This window comes from Butyrivibrio fibrisolvens, assembly GCF_037113525.1.
Taxonomy (GTDB): domain Bacteria; phylum Bacillota; class Clostridia; order Lachnospirales; family Lachnospiraceae; genus Butyrivibrio; species Butyrivibrio fibrisolvens.
On record NZ_CP146963.1, the window covers coordinates 1817098 to 1830498 of the forward strand.

Genomic DNA, 13401 nt, shown 5'->3' on the forward strand with positions numbered 1-13401 from the left:
TGTGCAAATTTAATTTTTTGAAATCTGAAATTTATTAATTTTGTGATATTGACATTTTTTTACAGGCGACTAGAATGTATTTAACATCAATAATTTCGCAGATTAAAGTGGCGGAGTGAAAATTTATAATTTTTCAGGCGGAGGTCGCAATGTCTAGAGTTTACAATTTTTCAGCTGGTCCGGCAGTTCTTCCGGAAGAAGTTCTTTTAGAAGCGCAGAAAGAGATGCTTGATTATCATGGATGTGGTATGTCTGTTAACGAGATGAGCCACCGTTCCAAGACTTTCGATTCAATCATTCAGACAGCAGAGCAGGATCTTAGAGATCTTTATAATATTCCTGATAACTATAAGGTTCTTTTCCTTCAGGGCGGAGCTAGTCAGCAGTTCGCAGCTATTCCTATGAACCTTATGAAGAATAAGAAAGCCGGATATGTTATCACTGGTCAGTGGGCTAAGAAGGCTTGCCAGGAAGCTGCTATCTATGGCGAGGCTGTTCAGCTTGCATCAAGTGCTGATAAGACATTCTCATACCTTCCTGATTGTTCAGATCTTCCTATAACAGATGATATGGATTACGTATACATCTGCAAGAACAACACAATTTATGGAACTCACTTCAACACACTTCCTAATACAAAAGGTAAAGATCTTGTAGCTGATGTATCTTCATGCTTCCTTTCTGAGCCTGAAGACATCTCCAAGTACGGCATTATCTATGGAGGTGTTCAGAAGAACGTAGGACCTGCAGGTCTTGTTATTTCTATCATCCGCGAAGACCTTATCCGTGATGATGTTCTTCCTTATACACCTACAATGCTTAAGTTCAAGACTCAGGCAGATAACGGATCTCTTTACAACACACCTAACTGCTGGTCAATATATATTTGCGGTCTTGTATTCAAATGGCTTAAGGCTCAGGGCGGACTTGCAGAGATGCAGAAGAGAAACGAAGAGAAGGCTAAGGTTCTCTACGATTATCTTGATCAGTCCAAGATGTTCAAGGGTACAGTTCGCGTAGAAGACAGATCTCTTATGAACGTTCCATTCGTAACAGATTCTGAAGAGCTTAACGCTAAGTTCATCAAAGAGGCTACAGCTGAGGGACTTGTATCACTTAAGGGACACAGAACAGTTGGTGGTATGAGAGCATCTATCTACAATGCAATGCCTAAGGCTGGTGTTGAGAAGCTCGTTCAGTTCATGGACCAGTTCGAGAAGGCTAATAGCTAAATTGTAAAAAGATACATAAGTTTACCAGAATGAATAATAGTATCAAAACAGTAGTTATTTAAAATGTATGATAGATATAGTACGTGATGCGTTCGGGCATCAGAAAGAGGAGATATGTACAAGTATAAGTGCTTGAATCCGATTGCCAAGATCGGTCTTAATAACTTCACAGATAATTTTACAGCAACAGATAACGTTGACGACGCAGACGGCATTCTTGTAAGAAGTGCTGTTATGCATGATATGGAATTCTCAGACAACCTCCTTTGTATCGCAAGAGCAGGAGCTGGTGTTAATAACATTCCTCTTGAGAAGTGTGCCGAAAAGGGTATTGTTGTATTCAATACACCAGGCGCTAATGCTAACGGCGTTAAGGAAATGGTTATTGCTGCTATGCTCCTTGCATCTCGTGATATTATCGGTGGCGTAGAATGGGTTAAGGCTAATGCAGGCGACCCTGAGATTGCTAAGGTTACTGAGAAGGCAAAAAAGAAATTCGCAGGTAATGAGATCATGGGCAAAAAGCTCGGTATCATCGGCCTTGGAGCTATCGGTGTAAGAGTTGCTAACGCTGCAAAGCTTCTTGGAATGGATGTATATGGCTATGATCCATATCTTTCAGTTGATGCTGCATGGAACATGTCTTCTGATGTTCACCATGTAACTAATGTAGATGATATATACTCAAAGTGTGATATTATTACAATTCATGTACCTGCTCTTGAGTCAACAAAGGGTATGGTAAATGCAGAAGCAATCGCTAAGATGAAGAAAGGCGTCATCCTTCTTAATCTTGCAAGAGATATTCTCTGCGATGAAGCTGCAGTTCTTTCAGGAATCAATTCTGGTAAGATCCGTAAGTATGTAACAGATTTCCCGAATACAACAACAGCAGGTCACGACAACTGTATCGTTATTCCTCACCTTGGAGCTTCAACAGAAGAGTCTGAAGACAACTGTGCTATCAAGGCTGTTATGGAGATGATGGAGTATCTTGAAAATGGTAACATTTCAAACTCAGTCAACTATCCTGATGTTAACCTTGGCGTATGTGTAAGACCTCGTATCGTTATCTTCCACAAGAATGTTGCCAACATGATCACCAAATTCACAAGAGAGTTTGGTAACGAGGGCATTAACATCACAGACATGGCTAATAAGTCCAAAGGTGAATACGCTTATACAATCATGGATTTCGAAGATGCTATCAAGGACGAGACAGTTAAAAAGCTCCAGGAGATCGAAGGCGTATTCCGCGTAAGAGTAGTTCGTAAAAATGTCTAAGAAAAAATACAATTGATATTTTTTCATAGTTTCGAGGAGAGAATATCTCCGATAACCAACACAGCGATGTTCAGGTAATAGCATAGTCCTTTACATCGAATAAGCCCAGCATTATCGCTGGGCTTGTTTCGATGTTAGGGACTAATTCGATATATATGTTTTCTAAATAAGTAATAAAAGAGATATATTATCCACTTATGTGATTTGATCATCAAGATAAGTTAACAAAATGTAGTCAAAATTTGGTATTATTAGATAAGTGTTTGCTATCAGAAGCAGAAAGGACACAATATGGCATCAATCAGACCTTTTAAAGCATATAGACCGGAACCTTCACTTGCAGACAAGTGTGCAGCGCTTCCGTATGATGTATTTAATTCTAAAGAGGCAAGAGTAGAAGTGGAAAAAGAGCCGCTTTCTTTTCTGGCAATAGATCGTCCCGAGACACAGTTCGAAGAAGGACATGATATATACGCAGATGATGTGTATAAAAAAGCGCATGATATCTTATGGAACAGGATTGATAAGGGAATTTATGTTCAGGACTCAGTTCCTTGCTTTTATGTATATGAGCAGACAATGGATGGAAGGAAGCAGACAGGTCTTGTGGGCTGCGCATCTATTGATGATTATGTTAATAATGTAATCAAAAAGCATGAAAACACACTTGAGAAAAAAGAGCAGGATCGTATCCGTCATGTCGATGCCTGTGATGCTCAGACCGGACCTATTTTCCTTGGGTATAGAAATAATAAAGAGATCGATAAGATCGTAGAGAAGATCAAGTACACACAGACTCCTGTTTATGAGTTCACCTCTAAAGACGGAGTTATTAACCGCGTATGGGTTGCAGCAGATGAAGATGATGTCAAAAAGATTAGTGATATCTTTGAAACTATAGATTCGATATACATTGCTGACGGACATCATCGCTGTGCATCAGCTGTGAAAGTTGGTCTTAAGAGACGTAGTGAAGATTCCAATCCTACGGGGCAGAAGGAATATGACTATTTTCTTTCAGTTCTTTTCCCAGAGAATGAGCTCATGATAATGGATTATAACCGAGTAGTTAAGGATCTTAACGGTTTATCTGATCAGGAGTTTATGGATAAGCTTAAAGAAAAGTATGATGTGAAGGAGCTTGGAAAAGAGGCTGTTAAGCCAGTTGCCAAGTACCATGCATCCATGTATATGAATAACATTTGGTATGATCTTGTGGCAAAAGAGTCTGTAAGAAAAGATGATGCGGTTGAGGGACTTGATGTTTCGATCCTTCAAAATGAGATATTAGATCCTGTGCTTGGAATCAAAGATCCTAAGAATGATTCAAGGATAGATTTTGTAGGTGGAATCAGAGGCCTTAAGGAGCTTGAGAGAAGATGCCATGAGGATATGAAAATAGCATTTGCTATGTATCCAACATCGATAGGGGAGCTGTTTGCCGTTGCTGATGCGGGTAAGCTTATGCCGCCTAAATCAACATGGTTTGAGCCAAAGCTTTTGAGTGGTCTGTTCATTCATACATTTTAAGAAGATGGTATTATAGATAAGGGATGTTTTGCTGTACACTTATAGCCTTGGGTTAAGAGTAACTTGCAAGGTTAAGCGTCGTTAAAGGGTTTAAGATTATTATAGTTTACAGGATGGTACTTACTAAAAAATGAAAGCAGGGAGAGCTTTTTGAAAAAAAGAATACTACTAATAATCAATATTTTAACAATAACAGTATATATGACTGCGGTATGCGGATGTAGCAGAAATAATGACGGAGTGGGATCAGAAGGGATAGCTATTAATCCTGATGGAACACCTGTTGAGCAGAGCGATGCTGCATCTTCTGCATCTACGCAGGAAGAAGCTAAGCAGGATCCAAAGGAATATTTGGACCCTGCTATTGATATTCTTAGCTGGAAGTGTGTTAACGATGTGGCTGCGGGCAAGGCTATAGAGCTTATTGATCAGGCGATTCAAATTGATGATGGCCTTGTTGAAGCTTATAAAGGCAGAGGTAGTGCGTATCTATGCCTTGGAGACAGCATAGCGAATTTTGACAGCGCAGAAGCTGACTTTATTAAAATGCAGGAGCTTGAACCTGATAATCCGGATGGATATCTGGGTCAGGCTGAGGTTCTTATTAGAAAAGGAAAGAAAGATGAAGCTATAGAGCTTTTAGAAAAGGCGAAGGAACTACTAAGTGCCAGCGCATCAAGCAGCACTTCAGGAACAGGAAGCTCGGATAATGCCGGTACGTCAGGAACTGGAAGTTCAGAGAATACTACTGGAGCATCTGGGACTGAAACGGATGGAACTTCAGTAGCGGAAGATGGAAGCGGAGAAGAATCTGATAATGGTGCAGCTGAAAGTTCACCAGATGGCGCTGCAGACGGCTCTGCTCCAGATTCGTCAGACGTTTCGGCAGACGGCTCAGATCAAAGTTCAGCAGACAGTTCATCTGACAGCCAGACGGATGGTTCATCTGAAAACGCATCAGGCGACGATGCTACGGTTAATAATCAGGCCCGCTACAACTCTGGAATATCCGAAATCTTCATGACTACAGAAGCTGATATTCAGTTGAGGATAGATGAACTTAATTCAGATACATATTCTGACAGCAAGGGAAGAGTAAGATATACAACAATATATGCTGAAGATGGCACCGTCATGGAATCTTTATTCTATGCCTGCTATATGTATGGTGAAGATGATTCTGATATCATCGTATCCTACAATGCAGAAGGCTCTATGATCGCTACTGTTTTTAACTTATACGAAGGAACAGACAAGTATGTATATGGCATGTATACAGGCTCTGATACCTGGAATGTCTGTATTCCGTTATGGTCTGACGATGGCGTTATGACAGGAATAGAAACTGTCTACGGCGGTAGTGTCATAGCCTATGATATATACCTGTATGATTCTGAGGGAACAATGATTGGAACAGAGCAATATGGTTCCTCCAAATCGCTTGAAAATACGGTATATTTTGAAGGGTATTCTTCAGATAATGCTACAAATGGAGGGGAAGGCGTTACAGGAACTCCTTCATATACTATCGAAGATATTTATGCGCTTTTGGGAGAGTTTATTTAGATATATTATCATTTGGAAATATAATTTGAACGATCCAATAAAGATAATGTTCAAATTAACCATTAATTGGTGTTATTTCGTATGCTTAAATATGATAATTAATCAATGGAATAACGAGCGTTTTCTTTTGGAACAGTGATAAAGCCAGCCTTCGCAATGCTAAAAATTATTAGTTTCTTGTATTTTTACTGAACGAAATATAGTAGAATATAGGTTACACAAATCATTATCAAAAATTGCCAACATGCTTGCATGTAAGCTTTTTTTGATCCCAAAATATCTGGGAGTATGATCAAGTAAATCTATATAGCAGGTTATTAACGGCAAATAATAGCTTTGCTATCTGGAAATATTTCGTTTAGGAGATTAAGAGACAATGGGTAAAAGCATGGCGGAATGGAAGCCGGGCGATCCGATGATCAACGAAAGGGATTTCTGGCAGGATCCCAATTATGTGGCAGAGGATCCGGAGAAAGAACAGCTGGTACTTCAGCTGGGTAAGCTTATAACAGATCGTGTAGCCAAAAAGCTTGGTAATAAGCTCAACAATCGTGATCCGGAGTATTGGATGCTGGATCGAATTCTCGAAAAGGAAGAAGTAAGATTCCTTCTTAATTTCAAGAAAACTCGTGTACCTTACAGTGTGCCTGAACTTGCACAGATGAACAACATGTCTTTAGAGGATACTCAGAAGATGGTAGAGCATCTGCGTTTTCTTGGAATTATCGAGCAGAACAGAGCTAAGACACCTGATAAGCACCTTCAGTACGAACTTCCAATCTTTGTTCCCGGATCTGCAGAATTCATGATGATGCAGGATGCTGTAACACAGGCACATCCGGAACTTGCAACTTTCTTCAACCTTATGACACAGATTCCTCTTGCAGGAGTTACACAGATGGTACCTCCGGGAGGCGCCGGTGTAGGTATGCATGTCATCCCTGTTGAAAAAGCTATCAGCACAGAGAATAAGTCTGTTTCTGTTGAGCATCTTTCAAGATGGATCGACATGTATGACAAATTCGGAGTTGGACAGTGCTCTTGCCGTAAGCAGCAGGCCATGAGAGGCGAAGGCAGCGGTGAGATCGAAGGCGAATACTGCATAAGTGTCGGCGATATGGCTGAATATATGGCAGATCGTGGCATTGGCCGTTATATTACAAAAGAAGAAGTATATGAGATCTTAGAGCGTGCAGAAAGACACGGATATGTACACCAGATCACTAATATCGACGGAGACGGCAAGATAGTAGCTATCTGTAACTGTGCTCCTGGTGTCTGCAATGCCCTTCGTACATCTCAGCTTTTCAATACACCTAACATGTCAGCATCTGCATACAGAGCACATGTTGATAAGGATAAGTGCGTTGCCTGCGGTAAGTGCGTTGAAGTATGTCCCGTTGGTGCAGCTAAGCTTGGTCAGAAGCTTTGTAAGAAAGACGGAAGTAGCGTAACCTATCCTAAGGCTGAGCTTCCTGATAACAAGAAGTGGGGCCCTGAAAAGTGGAATTATAACTACAGAGATGACGCTAAGATCAACTGCTACGAGACAGGTACAGCTCCTTGTAAGAGCGCTTGTCCTGTACACCTTTCTGTTCAGGGTTATATCAAGATGGCTTCTGAGGGAAGATTTGAAGATGCACTTAAGCTTATCAAGCAGGACAATCCATTCCCTATGATCTGCGGCGCTATCTGTAACAGAAGATGTGAAGATGCCTGCACAAGAGGCACTATCGATGAGCCTCTTGCTATCGATGAGATCAAGAAGTTCATAGCTTCACTTGACCTTAACAAGGATGAAAGATATGTTCCTCTTTGCGAGAAGCATGACGGCGGCATGTGGGGCGATGAGTACAAGGTTGCTGTTATTGGTGGCGGCCCTGCAGGACTTGCATGTGCATATTTCCTTCGCCGCGACGGATATCCTGTTACTGTTTTTGAAAAAGAGAAGCGTCCGGGCGGAATGCTCATGAACGGTATTCCTTCTTATCGTCTGGAAAAAGATATCATCGATGCTGAAATTGATGTTATGCGCAAGATGGGCGTTGAGATAAGGACTGGCGTAAATGTTGGCGAAGACGTAACAATAGAATCACTTCGTGCTCAGGGCTATAAAGCATTCTTTATCGCAGTTGGATGCCAGGGCGGAAGACTTGCAGGCGTTCCGGGAGAAGATGCAGACGGAGTAATGACCGGTGTTGACTTCCTTAGAAAAATAAATCTTGATAACACTATCAAGGTTACTGGCGATACAGTAGTAGTCGGTGGTGGTAACGTTGCTGTAGACGTAGCTCGTACAGCAGTTAGAGCCGGCGCTTCCAAAGTTACAATGCTCTGCCTTGAAGGTGAAAAAGAGATGCCTGCTGCTGATGACGAAGTTGAAGAAGCAAAAGAAGAAGGCATTGAAGTTAAGAACGGCTGGGGTCCTAAGGAAATTAAGGTTGAAAACGGCAAAGTCGTAAGTATTGTCTTCAAGAAATGTACTCAGGTTAAGGATGCTGACGGAAGATTCAACCCTCAGTATGATGAAAACGATACAATCGAGATTCCTTGTGAGAATGTACTTCTTTCAATCGGTCAGTCCATTAAATGGGGCAAGCTCCTTGATGGAACAAATGTTAAGCTCAGACCAAACGGCGGCATAATAGCAGATCCTCTGACACTTCAGACAGACGATCCTGATATCTTTGCAGGTGGTGATGTATATACAGGACCTAGATTTGCAATCGATGCAATTGCAGGCGGAAGAGAAGGCGCTGTATCAATCAACCGCTTTGTACACAAAGGTAACAGACTTGACCTTGCAAGAGACAGAAGAGAGTTTATCGAACTTAACAAAGATGATATTAATGTTGAGCAGTTTGATAATGCTAAGCGTCAGGTTCCAGGCAAGAAGGCAGGCGTATCAAAAGATACATTTGAAGACCTTCGCATGACCTTCACACCTGAGCAGGTTAAGGTTGAGGCTGGAAGATGTCTTGGCTGTGGTGCAACAACAGTTGATACTAACCGCTGTATTGGATGCGGACTTTGTACTACAAAGTGTGAATTCGATGCGATCCACATCACAAGAGATATACCGGAAGCAAGTACTATGTATAGATCCGAGGATAAGCTTAAGGCAGTAGGCCCTTATGCGATAAAGCGTGGATTTAAGATTCTTAAGACTAAAGTTACCGGTGAAGATTGATTAAGCTATAAGTAAAAACAAGAGCTTCTATGTCAGGGAAGATTGGTTCCTTGCATAGAAGCTCTTTTGTTCATGAAAATAGCAATAGAACTCCCCTTCAACCTTGACGCTAGACCGTATTTATGATACCTTAAATATAATACGTTGAAGCGTTAAAGCGAAAAAGAACTCTATATTTTCATGAGTCAAAAACTTCTTTTGACTCCATATCAAAAACAGGTCAATGGGAGTTAATCAAAGATTAACTCCGCGAATTAGCGTCGCGAGCTCTGCTAATTCGAACCATTAGTCACTCATTTCACTCGCGACATTAGGTAAGGGGGACCACAGATTATGCCAGTTACAGATTTACTTGAACGAAATGCGAAATTATATCCGGACGAGGTAGCGCTTGTTGAGCTTAATCCGGAGATGGCTGATACAAGACGCATATCATGGAAAGAATATGATCTTATTGAGCCTACAAGGTTTGAGCCTTACAGAAGGCAGATCACCTGGAAGGTATTTGATGAGAAGGCTAACAGATTCGCGAATCTCCTTCTTAGCAGAGGGGTTAAGAAAAATGATAAAGTTGCGATCATAATGTACAACTGCCTTGAATGGCTTCCTGTTTATTTTGGGGTACTTAAAACAGGTGCTATCGCAGTTCCATTTAACTTCAGATATGATGCTGAAGAGATCTTATATTGTACAGAACTTGCAGAAGTAGACATTATCGTATTTGGTCCTGAGTTCATCGGCCGAATCGAAACCTATGCTGAGCGGCTGGCGAGAGGACGCCTCCTTCTTTATGTTGGAGATAACTGTCCAAGCTTTGCAGAAAGCTACCGCGAACTTGTTGCAGACTGCTCCAGTAAGTCACCTTGCATTCCGCTTACAGATGATGACTTCGGCGCAATCTATTTTTCATCAGGAACTACAGGATTCCCTAAGGCAATCCTGCATAAGCATCAGAGCCTTTCTCAGGCTGCTGAGATGGAAGCAAGACACCACGGCACAGGTAGAGACGATGTCTTTTTATGCATACCTCCTCTCTATCATACAGGTGCGAAATTCCACTGGATGGGAAGCCTCTTTGCAGGCAGCAAGGCAGTTTTGTTAAAAGGCGCTTCGCCTGAAGTTATACTTTCTGCTGTATCATCCGAAAAGTGTACCATAGTCTGGCTCCTTGTTCCGTGGGCTCAGGATATACTTGATGCCCTTGATAGCGGAAGACTCAGTATTGAAGATTATAACCTTGATCAGTGGAGGCTCATGCACATAGGTGCACAGCCTGTTCCGCCGTCACTTATCAAGAGATGGCTTGAATATTTTCCTAATCACCAGTATGATACTAACTATGGCCTTTCTGAATCTACAGGCCCAGGATGCGTACATCTTGGTGTGGAGAACGTTCATAAGGTTGGCGCTATCGGCGTCCCGGGATACCGCTGGGAGTGTAAGATAGTTGATGAAAGTGATAACGAAGTGGAAAAAGGCGAAGTCGGAGAACTTTGTGTTAAGGGCCCCGGTGTTATGACCTGTTACTACAACAATCCTGAGGAAACAGCCAAGATCCTTAAAGATGGATGGCTTTATACAGGCGATATGGCTATGCAGGATGAGGACGGATTCTATTTCCTTGTAGACCGCAAGAAAGACGTTATAGTCAGCGGCGGAGAAAATATTTACCCTGTTCAGATCGAGAATTTCATCAGAACGTATGATAAAGTCAAGGATGTAGCCGTTATCGGAATACCTGATACAAGACTTGGAGAAAAAACTGCTGCCATAATCGAAGTAAAAGATGGTATGATATGTACAGAAGCAGAAATCGAAGAATATTGTATGGGTCTTCCAAGATATAAGAGGCCGAAGACGATTTTCTTTGAAGAGATACCTCGTAATGCTACAGGCAAAATAGAAAAACCTAAGCTTCGTAAGATGCATGGCGCAGAGAATCTTGTAGCCATGGAGAACAGAAGCTAGGCAGACCGAAGGAGATTACTTTAATTCGTATGACACATAAAGAAGCAGAACGGAGTATACCCTCTTTTTTCGACGAATCTATGGAGAATTTGGAGCTGGCAGAGTTTTTGGAACACATCGACAAGTGCTCTGAGTGCAGAGAAGAGCTGACTATCCAGTATCTGGTCGGAAGAGGCCTTCAAAGTTTAAGCGATGGCAATGAATTCAACCTTGCCGGAGAACTTGACAAAAAGCTTTCAAAGGCGCATGCCAGGTTGAACAGGCTCTACAGGTTGGAAAGATTTTCCTGGGTGCTTAGAACGATCGTCGCAGTTGAAGCTGTTATTCTTTTTGTGTTAACGCTTCAGATATGGTTTTAGTTTGAAAGGAATTAAAGTAAGAATGGGCATAGTTGTAATTGGTGCAGTATTTGTTGATATTAAGGGGTACCCTTCAATGCAGTACATTCCCGGAGGCAGGAATGTCGGCAATGTAGTTCAGGTTCATGGCGGAGTAAGCCGTAATATTGCAGAGGATATTGCCAATGTTGAGCTTAGACCCACTTTTGTCGGACTTGTTGATGATACCGGTATTGGCACTGACGTAGTTGAAAAACTCAAGAACCACAAGGTCAATACCAAATATATAAGAAAAGTTAAAGATGGCCTTGGTTCATGGCTTGCAATCTTTGATAATTCAGGCGATGTTGTAGCTTCGATCTCCAAACGCCCCGATCTGAGCGAGATCATACGTATTCTCGATGAGCAGGGTGATGAGATCTTCAAGGATGCCGACAGCATCATCATTGAATTTGATATGGAAAAAGAGATACTCAAAAGAGTATTTGCTCTTGCAGCCAAGTATGAAAAGAAGGTGTATGCAGTAGTTTCAAATATGACGATTGCTGTAGAACGCAGAGATCTTCTTAAGAACTGTGCATGCTTTGTATGTAACCAGCAGGAGGCAGGAATATTCTTCTCTGATGTCTATGACGACATGGAGCCGGACCAGCTTAGAGAGATTCTTGTTTGCAAGCTAAAAGCATCCCAGATTCCGAGAATGGTAATAACACTTGGAGCTCAGGGTTCTGTATATGCTACATGTGATGGCGAGTCAGGCTATGTTAAGTCCAAGCAGGTTATTGTAACTGATACAACTGGCGCAGGAGATTCCTTCTTTGCAGGTGTTGCAATAGGTCTTACATATGGCAAGACATTCAGAGAATCCTGCGAGATAGGAACAAGACTTGCGGCATCCGTTATCGCTACCAAAGAAAACGTATGTCCTAGATTCCTTCCTGAGGAGTTTGGAATTGATGCTTCCAAGATCAAGGATTTTGAGTAAATAGTTATAAAACATAAAGATGCCTACCGCCATGGTTTGTAACCGTGGCGGTAGGCATTTGTTTTTTTGTCGTAATAAAATTACGTTTCATCAGATATGATTGTTAATCGCAAATAATGCTAGTAAAATCCACTTATACGGCAATTAGTCAAATGAACAGGAAAGGAAAAAATATGAAATATAATCTATACAAAAAGTTTATAATATGTGCTTCTTCAGCCGTAGTTCTTTTAACTGGTTGTGCTGATATTAGTCTTGATAAATCAAACATAGATAAATCAAACATAGATGAATCAGACATAGAAGAATCAAATGCTGAAGAATCAGTTGAAGAATCAAACATAGAAGTATCAGACGAAGATATAAGCGATAGTAACCTGGAAGCGTCATCTGAAGAAGCGGATGATGAGACGTCAGAAGAAGTTTTTGACGAAGAGGCGGCTTTAAAAGCAATCCTTTCTAAGTCAGAACTTCAAAGAAAAGAAAAAACCATTTCTTTTGTTGATGACTTTGATGGTGATGGACAAAAAGAAGGCTTTTTCTATATTGGCGATGAATACGATGGAGATTATAACGAGTTTTACGGAGAAATATGGTTCGCCAATGAAGATGGATATGCCCTTGTGAACAATCAGTTTTCATATGTGGCAACTGATGAGCAGTCTGTTTTTGATCTCTATATGTTTGGAGATAAAAAGTTCATTGTTTTCAATATGAGCTATACGACAGAAGCAGTGGGAAGGATGTTCTACATAGAAAAATCGTCTTATGTAGAAACTGCTATTTCTGGCGTTGGCTATATTTTTACAAGGCAGACAGCTACTACTCCAAATGAAATTTGTGTTTCAAAAGGAATGTATGACAGATTCGTTGAAATATCAAGTGATGAGTCTATGAATGGTACGGTAACTGGCCATACCTGGAAAAACTACTATTTCTTTTATGATGAAGAAAGTGGAGATTTTAAGGAGTTCGGTGGAGTTGAGATTTCAAGGGAAGAAGTTAACACCATCGTAGGCTTTGATGTATGTACTGAAATTGAAAACTATGGCGGAGAGATAAGTACTATTTATAAAAGAGGTAACGGAGTAGTAAATATCAATTATTCTATTACAGTCATGTATGAGGATGACGATGGAGAAGGATATGTTGAGTACCGTAACGTTAACTACGATATGGAAACAGGGGAATTCATTGTTGGCTTTAACGAAGATGAAGAGCCATGGTTTTGCTCTGATTTTGGCGGAACATATGACGCTGCACTTATTCCGGAAATCGCAGTTTTCGAGAAGTAAAATTGCGTGCCTG

General features: G+C 41.1%; 9 protein-coding genes. All 9 read left to right on the top strand.

Annotated features, from left to right (window positions below; all coding sequences use genetic code 11):
• The first annotated feature begins 149 nt into the window (after positions 1-149).
• The 9 genes from serC (at position 150) to WAA20_RS07490 (ending at position 13388) form a co-directional block, all read left to right on the top strand.
• Positions 150-1232 (top strand): 3-phosphoserine/phosphohydroxythreonine transaminase, encoded by a 1083-nt coding sequence (serC, locus tag WAA20_RS07450; RefSeq protein WP_073385100.1) that lies wholly within the window; start codon positions 150-152, stop codon positions 1230-1232.
• Between the two features lie 114 nt (positions 1233-1346).
• A complete protein-coding gene (locus tag WAA20_RS07455; protein ID WP_073385102.1) occupies positions 1347-2516 on the top strand; it encodes a 3-phosphoglycerate dehydrogenase family protein in 1170 nt (389 codons plus the stop codon).
• A gap of 291 nt (positions 2517-2807) precedes the next feature.
• Complete coding sequence (locus WAA20_RS07460) at positions 2808-4046, top strand: DUF1015 family protein (protein WP_073385104.1); 1239 nt, start codon at positions 2808-2810, stop codon at positions 4044-4046.
• 150 nt (positions 4047-4196) lie between these two features.
• A complete protein-coding gene (locus WAA20_RS07465; RefSeq protein WP_073385106.1) occupies positions 4197-5612 on the top strand; it encodes a hypothetical protein in 1416 nt (471 codons plus the stop codon).
• 415 nt (positions 5613-6027) lie between these two features.
• On the top strand, positions 6028-8802 hold the full coding sequence (locus WAA20_RS07470) for an FAD-dependent oxidoreductase (protein ID WP_073385351.1): 2775 nt from the start codon (positions 6028-6030) through the stop codon (positions 8800-8802).
• Between the two features lie 333 nt (positions 8803-9135).
• The gene (locus WAA20_RS07475; protein ID WP_073385108.1) at positions 9136-10770 is read left to right on the top strand and encodes a class I adenylate-forming enzyme family protein; all 1635 of its coding nucleotides are present in this window, start codon (positions 9136-9138) and stop codon (positions 10768-10770) included.
• Between the two features lie 29 nt (positions 10771-10799).
• Entirely contained in the window at positions 10800-11129 is a 330-nt protein-coding gene (locus WAA20_RS07480) for a zf-HC2 domain-containing protein (RefSeq protein ID WP_073385110.1), read from the top strand.
• Between the two features lies 1 nt (position 11130).
• Positions 11131-12093, top strand: a complete 963-nt coding sequence (locus WAA20_RS07485; protein ID WP_330393597.1) for a PfkB family carbohydrate kinase — start codon at positions 11131-11133, stop codon at positions 12091-12093.
• Between the two features lie 173 nt (positions 12094-12266).
• The gene (locus WAA20_RS07490; RefSeq protein WP_073385114.1) at positions 12267-13388 is read left to right on the top strand and encodes a hypothetical protein; all 1122 of its coding nucleotides are present in this window, start codon (positions 12267-12269) and stop codon (positions 13386-13388) included.
• The last annotated feature ends 13 nt before the right edge of the window (positions 13389-13401 follow it).